The sequence below is a fragment of the Salmonella enterica subsp. diarizonae genome, assembly GCF_008692785.1.
GTDB classification, from domain to species: Bacteria; Pseudomonadota; Gammaproteobacteria; order Enterobacterales; family Enterobacteriaceae; genus Salmonella; species Salmonella diarizonae.
On sequence record NZ_VXJV01000018.1, the window covers coordinates 1 to 22,363 of the forward strand.

Genomic DNA, 22,363 nt, shown 5'->3' on the forward strand with positions numbered 1-22,363 from the left:
AGGGCCAATTTGCACACGGTTTATGCACCGCTCAGGCTATTTTCGAGAAGTTTAGCTACCTCATATGTCAATAGCCGGTGAATAACTAAGCCTTTGCATCAGCTTCACCTTGTTTCTCATCAGCAGCCCTTACGCAAAAAATTGCATCCCCCTGAACCCAGGAGGAACTGACAAGACCACTCTCAGCCAGTTCTGCACACGCATCTTTGGCCTGTTGTTTCCATTTCCAGCCCTGTTCCGTATCGGAGCCGCACATCATTTTGAAGGTTTCGAGTTTGAGCGGAAACGGCTCTTTATGTGAAGCCATATAATCGAATAAACGGCGGGTTATTGGGGACAGCTTCCGGTATTTTATCCAGATGAATTTTGTATAGTGATCACCTGCAAACAGATAAACCATTTGTGGTGAAAGTTCTACTTCACAAACGGCTTTCTTGGTGCCTCGCTCCACAACGTCAAACTCTTTGATTAAAGACAGCGATTTCAATCGGCCTAATCGTTCGGATGTAACAGCCATCGATGTCGCCTGCAGCCTGGAAAGGCATTCCTCAGCTTTCTTGTAATAGCGACCATTAACAGCCCAGCCTAAGTCCTTACACAACTGGTAAAACGAAAAGTAAATTTTCTCACCTAAAGGATAGTTTTTGGCGTACTCAAGTATTTGTTGCCATACCAGCTCATCATCTTCTGCGCGTAACTCAATACCGGTGTAGTTGATACTGACGTCTTTATTAACGTGATAAATAGCTTTGTTATCACAGGCTTCACGTTTTTTTCTCTTATTCCTTACAGTGAACAAAGCAGACCGCGCGTAATCATTCGGCATAGCCCGCATGTCATCATCCCAGGGAGCGAGATCAAAGAGCGAAAGCTGTGCCTGGCGTAATTCTTCATCTGATTTGTGTATAAGATCATCGCGATGAGTTTTCATCAGCGCTTCTTTAACAGAATCGATGGCGCTTTTGGCGGTGCGCTTCATAGCATCTCCCTTGGATGATTGTCGCCGTAAATTATGCCTGTAATCAAAAGGCCCATAGCGGGCCTTTCATTCTATCCCATGTTGCATCAGCAATCAGTTCTCATTACCTGCAGCAGCCGCAGCGTTTGCCGGGGGTTTGGTATTCAAATACTGAATGTTCTCTGCGATATAATCGATACCATAAACTTTCTGACCGTTTGATTCATATTGAGTATTACGCATTGTACCTTCAACAAAAACCTGTGATCCTTTCCCAAGGAACTTAGCAGCGTTTTCTGCAGCTTTGGCCCATACTTTGATACGGAAATAGTCGGTATATTCCTTGATTTCACCGCTCTCTTGTTCTTTATAGCTTCCATTTACGGCTATATCGAAAATCGCGATCGGTATGCTTTTTGCTGTATACCGTAACTCTGTGTCTTTTGTTAAATTTCCTATAAACTGAAAGCGATTTAAATTTTTCATATTAAAATCTCTATCTCTGTAGCCAAGAAGTTTTTAGTTTAGCTATACAATTTATTCTGGTCAACATTTTAGCCGCTAAAATTTGCATTGAGGCGAAAGCGTATCGTGTACAACCTAATTTTTTTTACTAATATCCTCAGATTGCTTGAAGAGCGAGACATGACAAAGCAGGAGCTTTCCCATAAAGCCGGAGTTTCCATCTCTTTTCTGTCTGACCTCACCAATGGCAAAGCCAACCCTTCTTTAAGAGTCATGGAGTCCATTGCCAACGCTCTTGATGTAGCCCTTCCTGTACTTCTTGAAACCACCGACCTTGACGAACATAGCCTGATGCTGATGGCTGACGGTAAGCCTGTAAAAAGCTTACCTCCTGGTTATGTAAGAGTGTCGGTAATCCTTTCTGAACAGCAAGCTTTTCAGGTACGCCAGTGGAGTGAGAAAACCCGCCAGAAGCTGGGACAGGAAGCCAAAACTATGCTGGATATGATGCAAGAAAAGAAAAAAAGTTAACGCCAGAAAAAGGAAATTCTGCAGGGACGCAGATTTTAGCAGCTAAAATCCCCTTATCCCCCTCCCATTATTCCTGTATCTGTGACCCTGATAATAATTTCGCTTTAATGTTGTATTAGCTCTTGCTTGCGATTTTATTTCGGTATATCGTTTGCCTTAATTCCTATTGTGACAACAGTGTAAAGAAAAGAGGATTTGATGGACGCTGTAGCTGTAGATTCCGTCGATTTAAGGGCGATAGAAAAACTCAGGAGAGATATGGGGTCGAGTCTGATGGAAGCGCTGGAAGATCCTGAGACGCTGGAAATCATGCTAAACCCGGATGGTAAGCTGTGGCGTGAAAAATTCGGAAAACCTATGTTTTGCATGGGTAAAGTCCCTGTACAACGTTCAAAAACAATCATTCAAACTATCGCTGGCTTTCACAAAAAGATTATCGATCACAATTCACCATATCTTGAATGTGAACTCCCCATAGATGGTTCCCGTTTTGCAGGGCAATTGCCACCGCTGGTTGCTGGACCCACCTTCGATATTCGTAAAAAAGCTTCTCGCATATTCCTTCTTGATGAATATGTAGACAAAGGCGTGATGACCATAGCACAAGCAGAATTTATTTGTCGCGCGATTGCCGCGCATAAAAATATTCTTGTCATTGGTGGTACTGGCTCAGGGAAAACAACGCTGCTAAACGCCATCATTGCAGAGATTGTTCGTCAGTTTCCAAACGAGCGGATCTGCATTATCGAAGATACAGGCGAACTGCAATGTGCCGCACAAAATTTTATTCAGTACCACACCACAGTTAACGTCACGATGACTGACATTCTTCGTCTGAGCCTGCGTATGCGCCCCGACCGTATTTTCGTCGGTGAAACACGCGGCCCGGAAGCTCTCGATATGCTTGACGCCTGGAATACCGGGCATGAGGGAGGTGCTGCGTCACTACATGCAAATAACACTCTTTCTGCTCTCACGCGACTGCGTTCACTTATTTCACGTAATCCTTTTGCCCCACGAGAAATTGAGCCGGTCATTGGCGAAGCGGTCGACGTGATAGTCCAGATTTCTAAAACTTCTGAGGGTCGCCGGATTAAAGAAATCCGCGAGATTCAGCTCTATGAGAACAGGGAATACGTTTCCCAACTCATTGACGCTTAACCATGGAGGACATCTCTACCACACACAGCAACGATATTCAGATCGTCGAGTTGGCTATAAAGCTCAACCTTATTCAAATCGTTCCAGTACAACCTTAGTAAGGGGTTATTTAATGAAAACAGGTCTTTCTCAATTCAACCTCAGCAAACACGCCTTTATTGTTTTTTTGGGTGCCATGCTGTTTTTCATCGCAGCTGAACCTGCTCTGGCGTCAAACACGACCGGCGGTGGCCTGCCGTTCGATGACTGGATGACTAACATTCGTACTTCTATTACAGGACCATTTGCATATACCGCTTCCATTGTCGGTCTGGTCGGCGCGGGCGCGATGCTGATTTTCGGCGGTGATATGAACGGGTTCCTTCGCACCCTGATTTTCATCGTTCTTGTTCTCAGCTTTCTGGTTGCCGCTCAAAACACATTGTCAGCAATAACAGGGCAGGGGGCGGAGCTGACGGCAATGCTGACCAGCGCTAAAACGGGGGGAGTGGCATAACCATGACATTACGCACGATCCCCATTCGTAGGGCGGCCTCAAGAACGAACCTATTCATGGGCGGGGACCGTGAATTGGTTATGTTTTCAATCCTGCTGGCAGCGGTTCTGATCTTTACGTCACAAGACTGGATCGCTGCCGGTGTAGGCATCGTGATTTGGGGAGGTGCTCTTCACCTGTTAAGAAAAATGGCTAAATCAGATCCGTTATTACGTCAAGTCTATCTGCGTAGCCTCAAATACAACCAGCCGTATTATGCGCCCCGCGCTACGCCGTTTCGCAAAAATACAGGAACCCAAGGCAAACGATATGAAAGGGTAAAAAAATGAATACCGTAATTCCTGTCTTAGTTGCGCTGATAGGGCTGATCCTGCTTGGCATGATGCTGGCATACTATCAGCGTATGGTGAAAGATTATCACCTTAAAAAACACCGCGCTAAAGACGAATCCTTAGCTGACCTTCTTAACTATGCCGCTGTTGTTGATGATGGCGTAATCGTATGTAAGAACGGTTCTTTCATGGCGTCATTTTTTTTTAAAGGCGCGGACAACGCGAGTGCGACAGATCAGGAAAGAGAGCTTGTCTCATTTCGAATAAATAAAGCGATTGGCAGACTCGGCAACGGATGGATGATGCACATTGATGTGATGCGTCATCCGGCTCCGTCATACAGTGACCGTAACGCTTCACACTTTCCTGATCGTATTTCCGCTGCCGTGGATGAAGAACGCCGTCGCCTGTTTGAAAAGCTGGGTCAGCTGTACGAAGGATGCTTTATCGTTACATTCACCTGGTTCCCGCCTTCGCTGGCCGAAAGCAAATTTACGGAACTGATGTTTGATGATGAACGTGAAGCCTCTACAGACAAAGCCACTACGCTGAGTCTGATCGAAAAATTTAAGTATGAAGTCAACATTATTCAGGCAAACCTTTCCCAGGCGGTTTCGATTGAGCGACTGAACGGCGTTAAAGTCGAGCAGGAAGATGGCTCAGTTGCAACGATGGATCAGCAACTGGAGTACCTGCAGTATTGCATTACCGGGCTTCAACATCCTTTACGTCTGCCAAACAACCCGATTTACCTGGACAGCCTTATTGGTGGTCAGGAGTTTATTCCTGGCATTACTCCACGTATTGGGAAAAACTTTATACAGGTTGTGGCTATCGAAGGCTACCCTACAGAATGTTATCCGGGCATTCTTACTAAACTGGCCGAACAACCGTGTGAATACCGCTGGTCAACGCGTTTTATTTTCCTCGATTCACACGAAGCAGTTTCCAGACTTACAGCATATCGCAGGAAGTGGAAGCAGAAAGTACGCGGCTTTATGTCTCAGTTGTTCAATACCAACAACGGATACGTTGATGAAGACGCATTATCCATGGTCCAGGACGCTTCTTCTGCTATTGCTGAAACGAACTCCGGCCTGATCAGCCAGGGTTATATAACCAGCGTCATTGTCCTGATGAATGAGGACCGCCAGAAGGTCGAAGATGCTGCAGAGTTTATGCGCATGGCTGTTAACAATGCAGGCTTCGTCGCGCGAATTGAAACCGTGAACACGGTGGATGCCTACTTTGGTTCCCTTCCGGGGCATGGTGTTGAAAACGTGCGGCGTCCGCTGGTTAACACCCTCAACCTTGCCGATCTGATGCCAACCAGCACTATCTGGCCTGGAGAAAATAAAGCCCCAAGCCCGATGTTCGAAGCAGGAGCCCCGCCCCTGACTCACTGTGTCACTGCCGGCAACACTCCATTCAGACTTAATCTACATGTCAGGGATCTCGGCCACGCTTTCATATTCGGGCCAACCCGTGCCGGTAAATCTACCCATCTGGCGTTAACCGCTATGCAGTGGCGTCGTTACGCTAATTCGCGGATTTTCACTTTCGACAAAGGCCTGTCGATGTTTGCAACCTGCAAGGCCGTAGGCGGGAAGCATTTCACTATTGCCGGTGATGATAACCAGTTGGCGTTTGCACCTCTATCACGACTGGATACTCCTACACGCCGTACCTGGGCGATGGAATGGATTGAAGCTATTCTGGTACTGAACGGCATTAAGGTTGATGCTCCTATACGAAACGCCATCGCTGACGCCATAAAGAGTATGGCTGAAACTCATTCCAAAACCCTGTCTGAATTTACAGTCACGATTCAAAATAATGTAGTTCGCGATGCGCTCAAACAATACACCATTGACGGCAACATGGGTCATCTGCTCGATGCCGAAGAAGATGGTCTTGATATTTCTGACTTCATGACGTTCGAGATTGAACACCTCATGAACATGGATCAGAAATACGTGCTGCCGGTACTGCTCTATCTCTTCCGGCGAATTGAAGAATCTCTGGATGGTAGTCCTACACTTATCATCCTCGATGAGGCCTGGCTCATGCTGGGGCATCCAGAATTCAGGGGCAAAATCCGCGACTGGCTAAAATCCATGGCTAAGAAAAACTGCTCTGTTCTTATGGCAACTCAGCAGATTAGTGATGCGGTCAATTCTGGCATTCTCGATGTCATTATTGAGTCAACTGCCTGCCGAATCTTCCTGCCAAACAGCAGCGCCCTGCAGGAAGAAGCCATGCCTCTGTATATCAATATGGGGCTTAATCGCCGTCAGATTGAAATCATCGCGTCTGCAGTACCAAAACGCGATTACTACTACGTATCGGAAGAAGGCCGCCGCCTGTATCAGCTCGCGCTGGGACCGCTCGCCCTGGCATTTGCGGGAGCTACTGATCCCGATTCAATCGCTGCTGTTAAACAACTGTCCGAAACATACGGTGATGGCTGGGTAGATGAATGGCTACGCACTAAGGGTCTGGACTTACATGATTATGAGTATGAGGTCGCTGCATGAAACTTTTTAACAGTAAAAAAACCCCTCAGCCTGACAGCCCTAATCCTTATCTCAATGCGCGTCGTTCGTGGAATATCCACATGGGTCATGTGCAACAGTTCGGGACGCTGGGGATATTCTTTGGTGTAGCAGGCTTATTAATTGGTCTTGCCGCTGTAGGCGGTATTACTTACATCGGAAGTCAGCCTAAATTTATACCGATGGTATATCAACAGGATAAAGCTGGTAACACCATCAGCCTGACACGAGCCGACAAACTCCCACCTGCAAAAATCGATGATTTCCGTACAGCGGCATGGAACTTCATTTCAAACATCAGAACTGTAACACCTGACAGTGAACTGCAGCGTAAAGCAGTGCTGCAGACATATGCTTATCTGTCCCCGGATGATCCGGCCACAATTAAAACGAATGAATACCTGAACGGTAATAAAGCGCGTAATCCGTTTAACCGAGCAAAAACTGAAATGGTCAGCACCGAACTCCTTTCGGCAATCCAGCAATCCCCTGATACATGGCAGATTGACTGGACGGAAACCACACGAAACCGTGATGGGACAATGAAAAATAACCCTGTGAAAATGCGTGCGCTGGTCACCGTTTATCAGAACACTGATCTAAACGCAAAAATAAAGGGAAACAACGATGTAATGAACCCACATCGTATTTTCATTAAAGATTATAACTGGTCAAAACAACTGTAAATCCGGGGCCGAAACATGAAGAAATCAATTATCTCAGCGTTAATTTTAAGTTTAAGTTTACCGCTTCTGGCTAATGCGACCCCAGGTAGTGATCCGCTGGCCGATCAGTATTTCTCCAAGAATGAACCTACACTCACACCGCAGGAGCGTGCCGCCATCAGCATCGGTCAGAAATGGCAGACCGGCAGTGATACCAGCAAGCCTTTCGCTGGCCCTGATGGTGCGATTAATTACGTCTATACCACCGGACAAACACAGATTGTCTGTGCTGTTCTGCAGGTCTGTGACATTGCACTGCAGCCTGGTGAGCTTGTTAATAATATCAACCAGGGCGATCCCCGCTTTACGGTCGAACCGTCAATCACTGGTTCCGGCGCTACACAACGTCTGCATTTAATTATCAAGCCGCTTGATGTGGGGCTGGATACTTCGCTGGTCGTAACCACAGATCGCCGTACATATCACTTCCGACTGAAATCAAGCCGGACACGTTTTATGCCTTATGTGTCGTTTACCTACCCGGAAGATGCCCAGGCGAAATGGGATTTTATTCGAACGCGTGAAGCCAAGCAGTTGCGCGACAACACGATTCCTCAGACAGGGGAATATCTTGGAAATCTGGACTTTAACTACAAAATCAGCGGTTCTGCCAGCTGGAAACCTGTTCGCGTATATAACGATGGAGTCAAAACCATCATCCAGTTCCCTAAAACGATTTCTTCTGGCGAGACACCGATTCTACTCGTTGTTCGTAAAGATGGCGGTCTGTTCTCTAAAGATGAAACACAGCAAGTCAACATGCGCACACAGGGAGACAGGACGATTGTCGATGGCCTCTTTGATAAAGCCTATCTGATCATCGGCGTTGGTTCGGGCCAGGAAAAAGTAACTATCACGCGGGGTTAATCATGCGAGTTTCTCAATTATCTGCAGCTTTCATGTTAACGGTCAGTCTGGTTTTAACAGGGTGTACTTCAACGAGTTATGGCAATTTCTCGAACGCATCAATGTTCGCAAGTACCAGCATGGCCGACAGCACAGTAACGCATCTGGCTTCACTCTATCCGGCAGGCAGCACAACATTTTCCATAAAACAACCGGCTACTGATCCATTTGGATCTGCTCTCGTCCAGCGTTTACGCTCACGTGGATTTGCGGTTAAGGAATACACAAAAAACCAGAAACCACAAAGTGTTATCACATCGGAACCAGGGATCTCTTTAGGGTATGTCGTTAACACCGTCGTTCCTAATCTGTTTCAGGTCACAACTTACGTTGGTAACGTGACTTTGAGTCGTGGTTTTGTCGTAGCTACAGACGGTAAAGCATATCCAGCTGGCCCATGGACTCGCGAGGAATAAAAAGGATGACAGACCAAGATAAGATGTCTCCCGACGCCTCTCCAGGCGTCGCCAGTAAAACAGGTGTACGCCGCGTAAATAAAAGACCTATGTATATTGCAATAAGCCTCGTGGCTGTATTCTGTCTGTTAGTGGCATACATTGCTAATAAACGAGCCAACCAGGGTACATCTGATACAGCCGAGGCTGCGGCACACCACGGAAGTAACCGGGACACCTCAGCGATGGCTATGGATGTATTAGGCAGCAGTAGTAATGGCCTGATCGATGCTCCTGCAACGGCAACGGCAACACCACCATCCCCTTCGCCACATAATGATAAAACCAAGCCATCTACAGACTATGCTTCTGTTCCCGTCGCGCCAGTAGTTGATCCAGATCAGCCACCTGTTCCGCAACGTCAGGAAACGTCACAAAAAAATGATCCAGAAGCCGATCAAATCCGTCGCAATAAAATGCGCGATTTTGTTGAGGCTGTTAAAGCCAGAACAGAAGTTAGCCTACCGAATCAGTTGGGGCGTTCAACCAGCACAACGGGGAATAGTACACCGCAAACCCGCGATGAAATGCTGCAGGAAATCGCTAACGTTCGTCGCCAGATAGATCAGAACAACACTGGCGATGCCACCACAAATTATGAAGCGCAGGTTCAAAGAATCCGGGCTTCCATGAACGGGGGCGATGATAGCGGGAGCGATACTGGTATGCAACTGGCGTCAGTGGGCGGTGTAGCAGTTTCACGTAATGACATAAATCAGTTCGGCAAGAAAGGACAGGGCGACAGGTGGTTACTGAATGAAAAAGTGTCAGCTCCACATAGCCCATATGAACTCCGCGCTGGTTGGGTCATTCCGGGCGTCATGATTAGCGGCATTAACTCTGACCTTCCGGGACAGATTGTTGGTCAGGTATCTCAGGATGTCTATGACACGGCAACGGGAAAATATCTTCTTATCCCTCACGGTACTCGCTTGATTGGTACTTATTCAAGTGATGTCGCTTATGGTCAGGAAGGTGTGATGATCGCCTGGCAACGTCTGGTATTCCCGGACGGGAAAGCTCTTGATTTAGGCTCAATGCCGGGCGCGGATATGGCTGGTTATTCTGGTTTCCGCGATCAGGTTAACAACCATTACTTCCGTATCTTTGGTAATGCACTGTTGTTATCTGGTATCACCGCGACAATTGCCTACTCTCAGGATCGCGACCAAAACAATAACAACTCAAATCAGGCTCCAAATATGAGCAGCGAAATGTCTGCCGCGTTGGGTCAGGTATTCGGTCAGGCAATCGCCCAGATAGTTCAGAAAAACCTGAATATCGCGCCTACGCTCGAAATTCGCCCTGGTTATCGATTCAATATTATGGTTACTAAAGATCTGGCATTCACTAAGCCTTATCAGTCATTTGATTACTAAGAGGACAAAACGATGAACACCCGTTTCGTTTTAGCCACTAAAAAAGCATTACTGGCTTCATTCATGGCGTCAATCATGATATTACCGGCGAAAGCCGGTATCCCTGTTATTGATGGAACTAACGTAATACAGACCACAATCAGTGCGCTGAACAATGTTCAGGCCGTTGCTAAACAAATCCAGCAATACCAGACACAACTCCAGCAATATGAAAACATGCTGCGGAATACCGTTGCGCCTGCTGCGTATATCTGGGACAAGGCTAATTCAACTATCAACAAATTGCTGCAAGCACAGGACACGCTGAATTACTACAAAAATCAGGCCGGGAGTCTGGATTCATATCTTAAACGTTATCAGGATATCAACTATTACCGTTCGTCTCCGTGCTTCAACAGCAACATTGAATGTACAACTGCGGAACTAAAAGCGCTGCACAACGCGGAAAAAGACAATTCAGAAGCGCGTAAAAAAGCTAATGATGCTGTTTTTAAAGCTATCGACCAACAACAGGAAACCCTGCAAACCGACGCCGATAATCTCAGGGATTTGCAAAGTCAGGCATCCGGTGCGAAAGGTCAGATGGAAGCCATTCAAGCCGCTAACCAATTTGCAAGCGCACAGGCAAACCAGCTATTGCAAATCCGCTCTCTCCTGGTAGCCCAGCAAAACGCTGCAACAACACTGGCGCAGGCTCAAGCCGATAAGGAAGCACAACAAGCGGCAGCATCAGAAGCTTTTCGAGCTGGTTCATACTCCCACGGCACAAATAAATCTTGGTAAGGAAATATAAATGAAAAATTTGAAAATTATTTCATCTATCGCTTTAATAATTATCTCTTTAATCCTTACTGGATGCGATCAAAAGCCTACAGCACAGCAAATTAACTGCAGTAAAGATGTAAAAGACATGTCCAAAGCTGAAGTAGAAAAATGCGGCAAGGGTGGTCATTTTTCTTCTGGTGAAAATAAAAAGTGGTGATGTGATGAAATTGAGCAAAGGATTCATTACACTAGTTTTACTCTTATTTATAGCCAGTTTCGCTGCAAATGCAGCAACTGGAACTAGTTTAGATGGTCACGGTTTATTAGATGATATATTAGGTCGATATAGTGCAGTGGCCTCAACGTGGAAGACTGTAATCACTCAGTATGCATCTTATCTCTTTTGGAGTTTAGTATTAATAAGTATGGTTTGGATGTTTGCTCAAATGGCCTTACAAGGAGATGGTAGTATATCCTCTGTACTTGCTGAAATGGTGCGCTTCTTTGTTACGGTTGGTTTTTTTTACTGGTTGCTTATAAATGGTCCTGCCATATCTATAGCAATTCAAGATAGCTTGAGACAACTTGCAGCTAACGCATCTGGGTTTGATAAAGGACTCTCTCCCTCAGATGTGGTAGACATTGGTTTTTACATAGCTGAAAGGATTGCTGATCAATCATCAGTATGGACTCCAGCAGATTCAACAGTTGGCTTAATCATGGCTTCAGTTATTTTGTGTGTATTAGCCTTAGTTGGCGTAAATATGCTTTTACTGTTAATTACTAGCTGGATACTAAGCTATGCAGGGATCATCATGCTTGGATTAGGTGGGGCAAGATGGACTTCTGATATGGCAATCAATTATTTTAAGACCGTATTAAATGTTGCACTTCAACTTTTTACAATGGTTTTGATAGTAGGAATTGGTAAGTCTTTTATTGATTCATATTATGAAGCAATGGGTAATGACGCTATTCAAATAAAAGATTTGTTCGTAATGTTAGTTAGTTCGATCATTCTTTTAGTATTAGTCAATAAAGTTCCTCAGATAATAGGCAATATTGCAGGTGGCGCATCAACTGGCGGTATCGGTGGTTTCGGTGCAGGTGCATTGATCGGTGCAGCTGCAGCAGCAGGTGCAGCAGCAGCAACAGCTGGCGCAGCTGCTGCTGCAGGAATGGCGAATGCTGCAGGTGGCGCATCGGCATTGAAAGCGGCGTTTGAATCAGCCCAAGCGGCCATGGCCGAAGAATCCGGTTCTCGTGGTAGCGGTAGTTCTGGCGGCGGATTTGGTGGCGGTGAAGATACCGGTTCTGTAGATACTTCTGGAGGACAGCCATCAGGCGGTTCCGGCGGCTCATCCGCAGGGGTCAGTTCCGGTAGTTCCAGCGGAGGAAGTCAGGGATTTGCAGCCTCTTTCTCACGGGCCGGACGTATGGCATCGCACATGACAAGCAGCCTGGCTGAGGGCATGGCGGCACGTAATGCTGCCAAACACGACTCAAAAATCAGTGCAGCTAAAGATATCATCGCACAGACCAGAGGTGGTCAGTTAGCCTCTCAAATCCGACAACAAACAGCTTCACGCCAGTCTGGTTCGTTAGTCTCAGATGAGACAACCATGCAGGGTGCTTTCGCCAGCAACAACAATGTTGATACTGGTACTACTGGTACTCAATTTGACGGTGACAGCCTCGGTGGAGGAAATCAAACCGAAAGTCAAAATAAAACTGATACCGGCTCAGTAGAGCAGGGGACACCGCAAGAAAATTCTAAGAGCGGTGATGAATTTGAGCAATTCAAAAACAAAACTAGTTTCTGAGGAGATCTAAAATGAAAAAATACGTTTCACTTTTATTAGTAATATTTTCCACCCTCTTCTTTACAACTACGGTAAAAGCGGCTGATCCATGCAAATCCGTATTATGCCTGTACGGAAAAGCCGTAGGACAAGGTGGAGGAGGTGAATGTAGTGGTGCGGAAAGAGATTTTTTCAATATTTTAAAAAAGAAAAAGGGTTCAATTAAATGGAATAAAACTTTTAATGCCAGAAAAAATTTTCTGAATCAATGTCCTGCCGCCGATCCTGCTACCATTTCTAAAATAATGAGTAAATTCGGGAGAATAAGAGGGTAGAGAGTACGGGAGCCAGACTATGCCTTATTCAGATATGCCACCAGTCCATGTTGAACGAGTGGTTTGCTCAATCACAGCAGCAATAAAATATCAGGTTCCGGCTAACATTATGTTAGCCATTGCTGAAAAAGAGGGAGGGAGCACAGGACTGGAGAATAAAAATCGTAACTCAAATGGCTCATATGATGTGGGCCGTATGCAGTTCAATACGCTCTATTTAAAGGACCTTAAAAAATACGGTATCACCGCTGAGGATGTGGCACAACCAGGCTGTTATTCATATGATTTAGCTGCGTGGCGTATACGTGGTCATATCAAAAATGATCGCGGAGACATATGGACCAAAGCGGCAAATTATCACTCCCGGACACCGTACTATAACGAGATATACCGACGTGATTTAATACGTAAAGCAGCAAAATGGCAAACCTGGATCGAAGCACGATTCAATACATTTGATGTAACCAAAATAACTAACACACCTCAACAGCCGCAATTAGCGGCTGCAAGGGTTACGCCAGAAGAAAAAGCAAAAAGCATTACGCAGGTTGCCAATCTTGCTCAGACCAGAGCAGACGCAACAAAACCGCCAAAAAATGACGGAGCAGCGGCAACCCCCTCTACACCGGATCAGCTTGTCGGATTTGCAGCTTCCGTCAAACGAATACCGGTTAAAAATGTGGCTAAGACTGACTACCAACAGTCCGCCCAGCAATTACCGCTTCACTATAACAAAGCCGCAGCTGACGCACTGGCGGCTGTTTACGGTAACATTAAACTGCGTTGATTTTAGCGGCTAAAATTATGGCTTTTAAAAATGTAGAACTTATTAAATGGCTCGCTCTTATCTTAATGACTGGCGACCATATTAATAAGTATTTGTTAAATGACACCATGCCAGTTCTTTATGATTCTGGACGTGTGGCAATGCCTCTTTTTTGCTTTGTTCTGGCGTACAACCTGGCAAGGCCAGATTCATTCATTAATGGGGTATACACAAAAGTTTCTCAGCGCCTGATGATATTTGGCCTTATAGCGACGCCAGCGTATATATTATTAGGCGGCGTAATTGATGGTTGGTGGCCTCTCAACATTCTTTTTACACTGCAGGCTGTAACAATTATTTGTTATTATATTGAATCAGGCGAACGCAAACATCAGTTTTTTTCGTTGATGATTTTTTTCGGTTATGGCGCTGTCGTCGAATTCTGGTGGCCTGCTGTCGCTATGGGGATTTGTATCTGGCTCTATTATAAGAAGGGAAGGGGAGAGTTTTTTCTCCTGGCGTTAACCAACTGCGCATTACTCACATTTATCAACCATAATTTTTATGCTCTGCTGGCAGTGCCGGTAATTGTTCTCGCCGGGAATATCCGTATGAAACTCCCCCGGTTAAAATGGTTTTTTTATGCCTTCTATCCCGCACACCTTTATCTGTTCCTGGCCTTACAGCGTTACCTGACTACAAAGGGCTATCTGTTTTTCACCTGAGAACGCCCGGACAGCTGGAGATTAACAAATCCCCCCCTGGAAACACCGGCATTAGTGATGCTGATAGCAGATACAAAAAAGCCCGACAGGAGATCGGGCTTTTTGTTTTGGCACTCTGGCCTAAATGGAGCATCCTACATTAGACGTTAAAATCTTACGTCTAATGAGCCACAAATGGAAATCGACGTTCAAGAGTATATAATACGTCCGTTTATTAATTTTGTACCTGAATCAACGCTTCAAGAATACGCTGTTTAACAATGTCGGGGCTATTTCCATGAGTTGTTATAATCACTTTCCTTCCCTGAATAAATGCTGATAAAGCAACCTTTAGTTCACCTGTGTTACGAACTTCATCATGGTAATATAAATCCGCTATAAAATTAGTTTCCTCAAGCATATGTTTGAGAGACTCCGCAAATGTACTTTTTCCAGAACATGTTTGCCCCCACACACAAGCCATTACCCCACCGGGAACCTTGAAATCATGCAGATAATCATCGGCATCAGGAGAAAGGTATTCACGCAGACCAAAATTTTGCGCTAAATGCAGCACCCTGTATGTAGGATTGAAAGTTGCCAACGCATCAAGTAAATCAGGCGGTAATGTTCTGAGACCATGTTTGAGCGCAAGGCGCAATATATCAGCCTCCTTCACTGGTTTGTTTGCTCTGCGCGTTACCTCTACGGCCATTTCTTCGATAATGGCCCATGAGTCATCATCAATGTGTTTTGTTGGCATAAATCACCTTTTTCTAAGAAATTAGATTTGGTTTTCTAACTTATTAGATTTTGTGTGTTTAATCAACAAATTTTAAAACTTCGGTAGAATCGCCAGTTTATTTGACAGAATGTGTCTCATTGAGCGCAATCCTGCTCTGATTAACACTCTTCATGGTATTCACGTTTAATTCTCTCCGGGTCTAGCAAGCGATTTTACTCCCCTTCGGCAAAACGCCCAGTTTGCCGAATCTGTCCCAGTGAGACGGTTGTCTTGCCTGCCTGTTTTATTAATGCTAATGTATGCATACATTAGCATTAAGTCAGGATTTCGAATGCAGCAGGATATAGCCGATTCGCTCCGGGAATCACTTGCGTATTTTCACCAGTATTGCCGCTATCCCGTCGAACGGCTGATTGCGGATTACCAGAAAGAAATCATAAACTACCGGGATGATACGTGGGAAGCACCACAACGCGCCGCCCGGTTAAGTGCTGCGGTTAAGAATTTCAAAACCTCGCAGATGATTGAGTTTATTTTCAGTCTGGCGAACGATACCGGTATCGACTTAACGCCACTGGTTGTTAAACGCCTGTGCGCCAGCCTTTTCCAGCGAAAAGGAAGCCAGGCAATCATTGTTGATATATTCGGTAAAAAACAGCGTGTTCATCGTAGTGCTGACAGCAATACAGACAGAATTAATGATATTGCCAGACGGTATCGCCTTTCGGCTACAAATTACTGGTCTAAAACATTATCAGATATCGCAAAAGCAAAAATTGGCTATCAGAAAGAAATCCGTGCGTTGAAAAAGAAAAAAAAGAAAGCAATACAGAACAATTAATGCTATTCCGATAAAGAATAACGTCATTTATACCCTGTCGTGACTGATATCAATATTTTGTCAGTCTCCTGTTGAGATGTCATGTCGAACAGGCTATTCTGAATATGACCACAAAGAGCCGCATAACCTTATACTTGAGCGGATCGGTTTTCTCCGGTTATGGGTGTATACCCGGAGAGGGCTTAAAACGGAATGGTAGGCGTGGAGCCTTGTCACTGGACGTAAACACTCACCCCGTCAAACTAAACCCCCCGAATGCCCCGGCTTTTGCCGGGGTTTTTCGTATCTGCCCCTTTCTGATCAGCTCGGATTCGGGTTTACCGTCGTTCTGCCGAACCGCCGTACTTATCGGCCCCGTTTCTGTGGATAACGCTGTATGTTGTACCGATCGCATCTGACGGACATACTATATGTTGTGCCGGGCGGGACGGCGTTCCGTTCAATCACAGGGGTGTGTTTGTGTCTGCCCCGTTCCGGCCATTCGGTAAAACTCCGTTAAGGGGGGGGTTAATCGTCCGCGATTTACGTCCAGCGGGGTTTTTACCCGCGCCCGGTTTTCCGGTTTACCTCTTCTTTTTTGTGTTTAGCCCATACCGTTTTTACCAGGCTGATGCTACATTCACACAGCTTCGCTGTTTCTGCGATACTCGTCTTTCCTGAACGATACTCAATGATGCGTTTATGGAGCCGTAGATCTGCAGTTCGCCCCTGATACCGGCCTTGACGTTTAGCCAACTCAATGCCCTCTTTCTGGCGTTTGCGACGGTTTTCATAATCATCCCTTGCCAGCTGCAGGGCAACTTTGAGTAACATATCCTGAACAGATTCCAGAACGACCTTAGCAACACCGGATTGAGCGTTAGCCAGTTCGGTAAGATCCACGATACCGGGAATGGCGAGTTTCGCGCCCCGCTCTTTTATCGAGTTTATTAACGCCAGCGCACTATCCAACGGTAGACGACTAATACGATCTATATGTTCTGCAATGACTACTTCGTCTGGTTGCAGGTCATTAATCATTCGTTGCAGTTCCGGGCGGTCAGCTCGTGCACCAGACGCCTTTTCTTTATAAACCCCGGCTACATAGAAGCCATTTTTCCTAGCACCTTTAATTATCTCATTTTGCCGGGTTAAATCCTGTTCGTCGGTACTAACTCTCAAGTACACGCGTGCTATTTTCATTTTTAACCTTTGTACAAAATGTTGTCATTACACGTTTTCTCTCATATTCAACCTCTATGTATATGTAATTATTATTTTTCCTCATTAAAGAGATCATCATACCTCTTATCTTTATTAAACTCAGTTAAAACCTCTGTTAGCCTTACTAAGGCGTCATACGCTTCTATATTAATTCCTAGCTGTCGTGATTCTTCTTCCTTCACATTTGCGATAAGGGTCGCCATTGTCGCTCCCGGAGGCAAAGCAGAAATTACATTTTTAAGCATTTCCCTTTTGGTGAAATCAACAGGACCATCGATCATGTTTATAAGTATATTCACAAGATAATCAATGCCATCTGGTTGATAACGAACATCTAAAGGATTTAAGGTATTGCTCTTGTCAGAATTAATTTTCATTTAGGTTTCCCCCTATTAATAAACAACCCCGCCGCGAGCAGCGGGGTATTTTAAAGCAAAGTGATTTGATGGTTTGAGTGCAAAGTTTTGTACTCTTTTCCTTGATTTTTTACATACCTGCCAATCATATTTTCATCACCATGCTTACCTACAGTGCTTGCGAAGTATCCATCAGTCCAGAATTCACCTCCCCACAATATCTTTTTCACTTCTGGACACCTTTTGAAGATTTCACGCGCCGTGATACTTTTTATCAGTGTAACTATTTTCGTGACGCTGTATGTAGGGACTTACTGAATAAGAAAATGGACATGATTACGATCGGTGCCAATTTCTAAAAATCTTATCTGGTAATTTCTTTCAAGTCCGGTACATACATCCTTTAAAACTGCTTCGACTTTTGAGTCAAAAACAGACCGCCGATATTTAGCTGGTAAAACAATATGATAAAGTAAAACTGTAACGTTGTGACTTTTATGAAGATATATACTTTTCACAATAACTAAACGTCTTCAAACAAGTATGAATACCTTCTTGAAATCTGCACTCTGGATATACCAGTTATTCTTGCCACCTCTGCTTTACTTACTTTTTTACCTATTCGCTTCAATGTGGCGATGGTTTCAGTAATCTTATTTTCACTCTCCGATGTGCGTAATTCGTGAACTCTGTAAGCAGCTGCCTGCCGCTTTGTCAGATTTTCATCTGTCGCTATTCGAATAACCGGTTCACAGGTGGGTAATGGTGAAATCCAGAGACATTCTGTACGCTTCGTTCTCGTTTTACTTGAACGGGCTGAAACCTCAATTTCCACCCGTTTCCATCCGGCCTGTTCAAGCGGACTGTAAACGTTATGCGCATAACCTGAAAGCACACACATCCCCTTGAGTTGTAGCATAACGTCAACCATCCGGGCATGATCGGCCAGAGTCATTTCATGTTCATAACCTCCGCTGACCCTTGTTTCTGGTACGTAAGGCGGATCGAGATAGAAGAGCGTCCCTGTACGATCATAACGGGACAGCACATCTTCCCAGGGTAAATTTTCAATCTGAGTTCGCCTGATGCGGTGAGTAACATCAATGAGCCTGTCCACTCCTGCGTGAAATTTACGGACGCTGGCGCTGTATCCAGCTGCCGGAGCATCTATGCAGTATGACCATTGTTTCCCGAAACCTCCGTGAGACTGTCTCTGAATAACTATCATGAGTCTGGCCAGTTCGATTTCATCTCGTTCTTCCTCAACAGAGGAACGTGCCAGCTGAAATTCTTCGCGACTGTAGGGCGTTAACTGTAACCGTCGCACAAGTTCTCGGGTCTTATCCTTGTCGGAAAGAACGCGAAATAACGATGCCATTTTTTTGTTCAGATCGTTATAGACTTCAACTTTTGACGGCCGCTTACCGAGTAATACAGCTCCAGAACCTCCAAAAACATCTACAAATGTCTGATGTTTAGGGAAATGAGCCACAATTTTTTTTACCAGTTGCGATTTGGAACCAAACCACGTTACTGGAGGCGAAACTACATCATGCTGCTGTAAGTTAGACATAATCTTGAACACAACCATATGATACACATTTACTGAAAATGTAGCATATGGTTGTTAGAGCAGGCAAACTTTATCGCCGCAAGCGGCGGGGAATTAGACCCAAAGTGATTAAGGCTTCACGGCCACCATTATCCTCTGGCATCGAATAGACTAGTACCACCAGGCTGCAAAGCGCAGATTGCCCTCGTACAGAACAGGTCCATGAGGAATACCAACAATGTATCTGGCTTTAGGTTTTCTATTTTCCACAAATCTTCTCCCCTTGCCGCGCAACTAGTTAACTAAGGTATACCCTAAAAACCCACTCGTTAAGTGTGTTGCTTTTTTACTGCAAACACAGTTTAAACTAGCTAGGACAATCTAATCAACTTAAAAAAGCCATTGATGTGATAAAAATAAAATGACAGCACTTTCAAATGTGATAGCATCATTCATTATTGAATCATTCAATGGGAGTGAAATGATGGAGTTAACACAGATTTCATTGAGAACGTCGCGAGAACAAGTCGAACGCATCAAAACCTATGCAAAAGCAAGTAACCTATCAGTTAACACTTTTCTGGTTAACCTGATAGAAAACTCACTAAACAATATTGCTAATGACGGATCACTGAGTGAACTTACACGACTTGTAGCTGAACCGGTCAAAACGCTTTCAAGGCTTCATCACAAAATTAGCGATCCTTGGAATACAAATGAACCTGCTGATCTGACTCCTGCTGAAATAGCTTTTTTGACAGATGCGGCCAAGAAGCAACTGGATAGCAAACATTTGGCTGGGCCTGATTACTTTGCAATCTGTGATCGAATTGATAATACCCTAATAGAAAGCAGTATTGACTATTATCAGGATCTGTTCGGCTTTGCACATCGCTTCTATATTCGTGATGAAGAATCCAGAAGGACGTTTGCAACTGAACACGCGCCGGTAGGTATCCAATCCGTCGATTATTGTTTTACGGTCGGGAACAAGACCTTTACGATTATTGTCCGTGGCAATGACAGTAATTCGTTCGATACACCGGAGGATAACCGCCCTCCTGTTCTGGCGCTTACCTGTGAAACTGCGCAATTTGATACCCGTCATGATTGGGATACTTTCATTGCATTAGTGAGGCTCATGAATGCAGTACATAATGGCGAAGAATCTAAATGCCACGCCGGTACACATACCCGCCTTGCCCGCCGAATGGATAGCGAAAAACCTTGGTCACTTTTCTTAGGTAGACTGCAGTTGTTGCTCAAAGAACATGAGCTGCAGGATATGGCTGCAGAGTTTAATAATCTTGTTAATGGTGATGCAGCCAACGTTATTAAACAAATGCGTTTACTTTACGGTGAGGGCTGATCATGACTGAGGAAAAATTTCAATTTATCAAAAATGCAATATTGACATCACTCAAGCGCTTAATATTTGTAGCCGTTGTCTATCTTTGTATTTCAAATTTTTCATATCCTGTAACCGAACTAGGAAGCCAGATTTTTTCTGGCGTTACTACAGCGTGTATTCTTGGTTTATTATTTGCTTTAATACATACCTACATGTACTCGCAGGCAAGCCTATTTCCTGTTACCGTTTGGGGAATAACTACAGTTATAATCATCGGTTTTATAGCAGGAAAATTTCTTGATCCTGCCATCGAAAACCCTATTGCAGCACTGGTCGTTATCATTTCCATTTTTGCTTTCTGGATAGTATACAGACTATCGTTACAAGGCTCACAACACACTTCATCGTCGATGGTAGTAGCATCAGGAACAGCTGTGTTTCGCGAGCAAGAACCTCTTGCTCGTAAGCCCACTGAACAAGATCGTAATACTATAGCTGCTCACGAAGCAGGACATGCAATGATTTATGCAGCATTGGGCAATATCCCCGATGATTTCCATGTCAGGATTAAAAAAGAGACAGACATCACTAATTCTTTAGGTTATGTTTCCGGTCTTCGGGACGAACACACTCTTAATTATAAAACTGAGACTGAGTGGTTTATGCTTGTTTTACTGGCAGGGAAAATGGGTGAAATAAACGCCAATAAAAACGAATCATTAGGTGCAATAAATGACATGAGTCAATGGCTAGATTTAGCCACTCAGTATCTTTCAAATCAGTATAAAGGGGTTTTCTATACATCTCCCTCTACTGATATTGAACTGACCAGCAATAAAGAAGAAATTCAGAAGCTAAAGTGCGAACAAAGCATTATGCTCGATGAATTTTTCACATTAAATGTTGATGTGCATAAAGAACTGACTGCGGAACTCCTTGATAAAGGTCTTTTAAAACGCGAGCAATTGCTTCCCTTCTTATTGAAAGTTAAATTCCCTGAAAATTTCCCATTATTGCCACATCTTGTAAGAGGTAATTCATGAAAATATTAGCTCTTATTTTTTATATTCTTCCTGTAGCTTCTTTTGCTTCAAGCGAAAATGTAGATCACGTTTTTATAAAGGCATTTCAGGCTGCAGTGGCTTCATCATTATGTACAGATGTAGCGAATATAACTAAAGATACCCAGCCTGAAAAAGAGCTTGAGCCTCTTATGAAAATGTGCGCAGAGAAGAGTGAACAGAGTCGTGCCATTCTTAATGCTTATACCAATGCTGAACACACTTAAACAGTGAGTAGAGCAGTGACATTAGTGGCTACGATTTTAGCCGCTAAAAGATTATTTTCAGGTTCCTGCTGGCGTCATCATCATCACTGCAATCATCCCTACTGCCACCGTTTGTGTTCATAAAGGCGTTCAACTGTCTCTATCGTTCTGCAGCGCCGAAACATATACAAAAACTCGGACCTTTTATCTGAATGACTCACTTAGTTAGTCCTTTTGCCTTGGCCTGTTCAGCTGCATCGGTAATATTTTTAATCATTTCGCTCATTACATCGGCGCTGAATAACGGGCCTGCTGGAGTCATTACGGCGGCATGATACAGCTTTAGCTGTGTACCCTTGCTGTATTGTTCACTCGCACTAATGTTGAAAACAGAATAAGAAACCTTTTCTGCCGTTGTACCACAAATTCTTTTATTCACATCAATAATACGACTGTCTTTATTTTCAGAAAGAGTCTGCATTAGCACGCCAGAGTAAATACATTTACTGTCCTGTGAGATTAAATTTATTTCTTTTGGCGTAACGTCATTTTTCTCAATCGGAGTATCAAGCGTTACCATTACAGGTATCTCGTCAGAGCTTCTTTTATTCCCGTTGTCACCGCCTTCACAACCCGCGCAGGGAATACCGGTAGCATAAGTCAAAGGGGAGAAAATCAATAATAATGCAGCAATATAGACCTTTTTCATTTTC

Annotated in this window: 26 protein-coding genes and 1 pseudogene; 19 read left to right on the forward strand and 8 right to left on the reverse strand. The window is 44.5% G+C overall.

The features are described from left to right. Positions 1-85: 85 nt before the first annotated feature. Positions 86-979, reverse strand: a complete 894-nt coding sequence (trfA, locus tag F4V72_RS23265; protein WP_136057842.1) for a plasmid replication initiator TrfA — start codon at positions 977-979, stop codon at positions 86-88. Positions 980-1,072: 93 nt separating this feature from the next. Further along, positions 1,073-1,444, reverse strand: coding sequence for a single-stranded DNA-binding protein (locus tag F4V72_RS23270; protein WP_136057841.1), 372 nt, complete (start codon positions 1,442-1,444; stop codon positions 1,073-1,075). 105 nt (positions 1,445-1,549) lie between these two features. On the opposite strand from F4V72_RS23270, the gene F4V72_RS23275 reads away from it, so the two are divergent. From F4V72_RS23275 to F4V72_RS23345, 15 genes are all read left to right on the forward strand, one after another. Beyond that, positions 1,550-1,954 carry a transcriptional regulator gene (locus F4V72_RS23275; RefSeq protein WP_136057840.1) on the forward strand — a complete coding sequence of 135 codons (405 nt, stop codon included), beginning with the start codon at positions 1,550-1,552 and terminating at the stop codon, positions 1,952-1,954. Positions 1,955-2,152: 198 nt separating this feature from the next. Further along, positions 2,153-3,115: a P-type conjugative transfer ATPase TrbB gene (gene trbB / locus F4V72_RS23280; RefSeq protein ID WP_136057839.1), complete on the forward strand. Its 963-nt coding sequence runs from the start codon at positions 2,153-2,155 to the stop codon at positions 3,113-3,115. A 112-nt stretch (positions 3,116-3,227) separates the two neighbouring features. After that, positions 3,228-3,611 (forward strand): TrbC/VirB2 family protein, encoded by a 384-nt coding sequence (locus F4V72_RS23285; RefSeq protein ID WP_136057838.1) that lies wholly within the window; start codon positions 3,228-3,230, stop codon positions 3,609-3,611. Positions 3,612-3,613: 2 nt separating this feature from the next. Beyond that, on the forward strand, positions 3,614-3,940 hold the full coding sequence (locus tag F4V72_RS23290) for a conjugal transfer protein TrbD (RefSeq protein WP_136057837.1): 327 nt from the start codon (positions 3,614-3,616) through the stop codon (positions 3,938-3,940). Then, positions 3,937-6,480 carry a VirB4 family type IV secretion/conjugal transfer ATPase gene (locus F4V72_RS23295; RefSeq protein WP_136057836.1) on the forward strand — a complete coding sequence of 848 codons (2,544 nt, stop codon included), beginning with the start codon at positions 3,937-3,939 and terminating at the stop codon, positions 6,478-6,480. Before F4V72_RS23290 ends, F4V72_RS23295 begins: the two co-directional genes overlap by 4 nt. Then, positions 6,477-7,184: a VirB8/TrbF family protein gene (locus tag F4V72_RS23300; protein WP_136057835.1), complete on the forward strand. Its 708-nt coding sequence runs from the start codon at positions 6,477-6,479 to the stop codon at positions 7,182-7,184. Before F4V72_RS23295 ends, F4V72_RS23300 begins: the two co-directional genes overlap by 4 nt. 15 nt (positions 7,185-7,199) lie before the next feature. Beyond that, positions 7,200-8,090, forward strand: a complete 891-nt coding sequence (trbG, locus tag F4V72_RS23305) for a P-type conjugative transfer protein TrbG (RefSeq protein ID WP_136057834.1) — start codon at positions 7,200-7,202, stop codon at positions 8,088-8,090. Between the two features lie 2 nt (positions 8,091-8,092). After that, positions 8,093-8,545: a conjugal transfer protein TrbH gene (locus F4V72_RS23310; protein WP_136057833.1), complete on the forward strand. Its 453-nt coding sequence runs from the start codon at positions 8,093-8,095 to the stop codon at positions 8,543-8,545. 5 nt (positions 8,546-8,550) lie between these two features. Next, on the forward strand, positions 8,551-9,963 hold the full coding sequence (locus F4V72_RS23315) for a TrbI/VirB10 family protein (protein ID WP_136057832.1): 1,413 nt from the start codon (positions 8,551-8,553) through the stop codon (positions 9,961-9,963). Between the two features lie 12 nt (positions 9,964-9,975). Next, on the forward strand, positions 9,976-10,746 hold the full coding sequence (trbJ, locus tag F4V72_RS23320; RefSeq protein WP_136057831.1) for a P-type conjugative transfer protein TrbJ: 771 nt from the start codon (positions 9,976-9,978) through the stop codon (positions 10,744-10,746). Between the two features lie 10 nt (positions 10,747-10,756). Beyond that, positions 10,757-10,945, forward strand: coding sequence for an entry exclusion lipoprotein TrbK (gene trbK, locus F4V72_RS23325; RefSeq protein WP_136057830.1), 189 nt, complete (start codon positions 10,757-10,759; stop codon positions 10,943-10,945). Between the two features lie 4 nt (positions 10,946-10,949). Continuing rightward, the gene (trbL, locus tag F4V72_RS23330) at positions 10,950-12,551 is read left to right on the forward strand and encodes a P-type conjugative transfer protein TrbL (protein ID WP_136057870.1); all 1,602 of its coding nucleotides are present in this window, start codon (positions 10,950-10,952) and stop codon (positions 12,549-12,551) included. Between the two features lie 11 nt (positions 12,552-12,562). Then, positions 12,563-12,865 carry a TrbM/KikA/MpfK family conjugal transfer protein gene (locus F4V72_RS23335; RefSeq protein WP_136057829.1) on the forward strand — a complete coding sequence of 101 codons (303 nt, stop codon included), beginning with the start codon at positions 12,563-12,565 and terminating at the stop codon, positions 12,863-12,865. Between the two features lie 19 nt (positions 12,866-12,884). Beyond that, a complete protein-coding gene (locus F4V72_RS23340) occupies positions 12,885-13,652 on the forward strand; it encodes a conjugal transfer protein (protein WP_136057828.1) in 768 nt (255 codons plus the stop codon). 17 nt (positions 13,653-13,669) lie between these two features. Then, positions 13,670-14,356: a TraX family protein gene (locus tag F4V72_RS23345; RefSeq protein ID WP_136057827.1), complete on the forward strand. Its 687-nt coding sequence runs from the start codon at positions 13,670-13,672 to the stop codon at positions 14,354-14,356. Positions 14,357-14,570: 214 nt separating this feature from the next. On the opposite strand, the gene F4V72_RS23350 is transcribed toward F4V72_RS23345, so the two are convergent. Beyond that, entirely contained in the window at positions 14,571-15,098 is a 528-nt protein-coding gene (locus F4V72_RS23350) for a hypothetical protein (RefSeq protein WP_136057826.1), read from the reverse strand. Between the two features lie 313 nt (positions 15,099-15,411). On the opposite strand from F4V72_RS23350, the gene F4V72_RS23355 reads away from it, so the two are divergent. Continuing rightward, on the forward strand, positions 15,412-15,921 hold the full coding sequence (locus tag F4V72_RS23355; RefSeq protein ID WP_136057825.1) for a hypothetical protein: 510 nt from the start codon (positions 15,412-15,414) through the stop codon (positions 15,919-15,921). A gap of 540 nt (positions 15,922-16,461) precedes the next feature. Here F4V72_RS23355 and F4V72_RS23360 read toward each other — a convergent pair. The 4 genes and pseudogenes from F4V72_RS23360 to F4V72_RS23375 form a co-directional block, all read right to left on the reverse strand. Next, positions 16,462-17,103 (reverse strand): recombinase family protein, encoded by a 642-nt coding sequence (locus F4V72_RS23360; protein WP_136057824.1) that lies wholly within the window; start codon positions 17,101-17,103, stop codon positions 16,462-16,464. Between the two features lie 71 nt (positions 17,104-17,174). Next, complete coding sequence (locus F4V72_RS23365) at positions 17,175-17,501, reverse strand: hypothetical protein (RefSeq protein ID WP_136057823.1); 327 nt, start codon at positions 17,499-17,501, stop codon at positions 17,175-17,177. Positions 17,502-17,551: 50 nt separating this feature from the next. Further along, a pseudogene (gene tnpA / locus F4V72_RS23370) lies at positions 17,552-17,998 on the reverse strand (IS200/IS605 family transposase). 5 nt (positions 17,999-18,003) lie between these two features. Continuing rightward, entirely contained in the window at positions 18,004-19,071 is a 1,068-nt protein-coding gene (locus tag F4V72_RS23375; RefSeq protein ID WP_232081703.1) for a DNA adenine methylase, read from the reverse strand. Positions 19,072-19,513: 442 nt separating this feature from the next. Here F4V72_RS23375 and F4V72_RS23380 point away from each other — a divergent pair, with 442 nt between their 5' ends. The 3 genes from F4V72_RS23380 to F4V72_RS23390 are packed head-to-tail and all read left to right on the forward strand — an operon-like array spanning position 19,514 to position 21,671. Beyond that, positions 19,514-20,401: a hypothetical protein gene (locus F4V72_RS23380; RefSeq protein WP_232081702.1), complete on the forward strand. Its 888-nt coding sequence runs from the start codon at positions 19,514-19,516 to the stop codon at positions 20,399-20,401. 2 nt (positions 20,402-20,403) lie between these two features. After that, a complete protein-coding gene (locus F4V72_RS23385; protein ID WP_136057822.1) occupies positions 20,404-21,426 on the forward strand; it encodes a hypothetical protein in 1,023 nt (340 codons plus the stop codon). Further along, positions 21,423-21,671 carry a hypothetical protein gene (locus F4V72_RS23390; RefSeq protein WP_136057821.1) on the forward strand — a complete coding sequence of 83 codons (249 nt, stop codon included), beginning with the start codon at positions 21,423-21,425 and terminating at the stop codon, positions 21,669-21,671. Before F4V72_RS23385 ends, F4V72_RS23390 begins: the two co-directional genes overlap by 4 nt. A 196-nt stretch (positions 21,672-21,867) precedes the next feature. On the opposite strand, the gene F4V72_RS23395 is transcribed toward F4V72_RS23390, so the two are convergent. Next, positions 21,868-22,359 carry a hypothetical protein gene (locus F4V72_RS23395; protein ID WP_136057820.1) on the reverse strand — a complete coding sequence of 164 codons (492 nt, stop codon included), beginning with the start codon at positions 22,357-22,359 and terminating at the stop codon, positions 21,868-21,870. Positions 22,360-22,363 lie beyond the last annotated feature (4 nt).

Excerpts from the sequence above, each read along its gene's own strand:
- trfA (WP_136057842.1), bottom strand. The coding sequence starts at position 979 with ATGAAGCGCACCGCCAAAAGCGCCATCGATTCTGTTAAAGAAGCGCTG.
- F4V72_RS23270 (WP_136057841.1), bottom strand. The coding sequence starts at position 1,444 with ATGAAAAATTTAAATCGCTTTCAGTTTATAGGAAATTTAACAAAAGAC.
- trbB (WP_136057839.1), top strand. The coding sequence starts at position 2,153 with ATGGACGCTGTAGCTGTAGATTCCGTCGATTTAAGGGCGATAGAAAAA.
- F4V72_RS23285 (WP_136057838.1), top strand. The coding sequence starts at position 3,228 with ATGAAAACAGGTCTTTCTCAATTCAACCTCAGCAAACACGCCTTTATT.
- F4V72_RS23290 (WP_136057837.1), top strand. The coding sequence starts at position 3,614 with ATGACATTACGCACGATCCCCATTCGTAGGGCGGCCTCAAGAACGAAC.
- F4V72_RS23295 (WP_136057836.1), top strand. The coding sequence starts at position 3,937 with ATGAATACCGTAATTCCTGTCTTAGTTGCGCTGATAGGGCTGATCCTG.
- F4V72_RS23300 (WP_136057835.1), top strand. The coding sequence starts at position 6,477 with ATGAAACTTTTTAACAGTAAAAAAACCCCTCAGCCTGACAGCCCTAAT.
- trbG (WP_136057834.1), top strand. The coding sequence starts at position 7,200 with ATGAAGAAATCAATTATCTCAGCGTTAATTTTAAGTTTAAGTTTACCG.
- F4V72_RS23310 (WP_136057833.1), top strand. The coding sequence starts at position 8,093 with ATGCGAGTTTCTCAATTATCTGCAGCTTTCATGTTAACGGTCAGTCTG.
- F4V72_RS23315 (WP_136057832.1), top strand. The coding sequence starts at position 8,551 with ATGACAGACCAAGATAAGATGTCTCCCGACGCCTCTCCAGGCGTCGCC.
- trbJ (WP_136057831.1), top strand. The coding sequence starts at position 9,976 with ATGAACACCCGTTTCGTTTTAGCCACTAAAAAAGCATTACTGGCTTCA.
- trbK (WP_136057830.1), top strand. The coding sequence starts at position 10,757 with ATGAAAAATTTGAAAATTATTTCATCTATCGCTTTAATAATTATCTCT.
- trbL (WP_136057870.1), top strand. The coding sequence starts at position 10,950 with ATGAAATTGAGCAAAGGATTCATTACACTAGTTTTACTCTTATTTATA.
- F4V72_RS23335 (WP_136057829.1), top strand. The coding sequence starts at position 12,563 with ATGAAAAAATACGTTTCACTTTTATTAGTAATATTTTCCACCCTCTTC.
- F4V72_RS23340 (WP_136057828.1), top strand. The coding sequence starts at position 12,885 with ATGCCTTATTCAGATATGCCACCAGTCCATGTTGAACGAGTGGTTTGC.
- F4V72_RS23345 (WP_136057827.1), top strand. The coding sequence starts at position 13,670 with ATGGCTTTTAAAAATGTAGAACTTATTAAATGGCTCGCTCTTATCTTA.
- F4V72_RS23350 (WP_136057826.1), bottom strand. The coding sequence starts at position 15,098 with ATGCCAACAAAACACATTGATGATGACTCATGGGCCATTATCGAAGAA.
- F4V72_RS23355 (WP_136057825.1), top strand. The coding sequence starts at position 15,412 with ATGCAGCAGGATATAGCCGATTCGCTCCGGGAATCACTTGCGTATTTT.
- F4V72_RS23360 (WP_136057824.1), bottom strand. The coding sequence starts at position 17,103 with ATGAAAATAGCACGCGTGTACTTGAGAGTTAGTACCGACGAACAGGAT.
- F4V72_RS23365 (WP_136057823.1), bottom strand. The coding sequence starts at position 17,501 with ATGAAAATTAATTCTGACAAGAGCAATACCTTAAATCCTTTAGATGTT.
- F4V72_RS23375 (WP_232081703.1), bottom strand. The coding sequence starts at position 19,071 with ATGGTTGTGTTCAAGATTATGTCTAACTTACAGCAGCATGATGTAGTT.
- F4V72_RS23380 (WP_232081702.1), top strand. The coding sequence starts at position 19,514 with ATGATGGAGTTAACACAGATTTCATTGAGAACGTCGCGAGAACAAGTC.
- F4V72_RS23385 (WP_136057822.1), top strand. The coding sequence starts at position 20,404 with ATGACTGAGGAAAAATTTCAATTTATCAAAAATGCAATATTGACATCA.
- F4V72_RS23390 (WP_136057821.1), top strand. The coding sequence starts at position 21,423 with ATGAAAATATTAGCTCTTATTTTTTATATTCTTCCTGTAGCTTCTTTT.
- F4V72_RS23395 (WP_136057820.1), bottom strand. The coding sequence starts at position 22,359 with ATGAAAAAGGTCTATATTGCTGCATTATTATTGATTTTCTCCCCTTTG.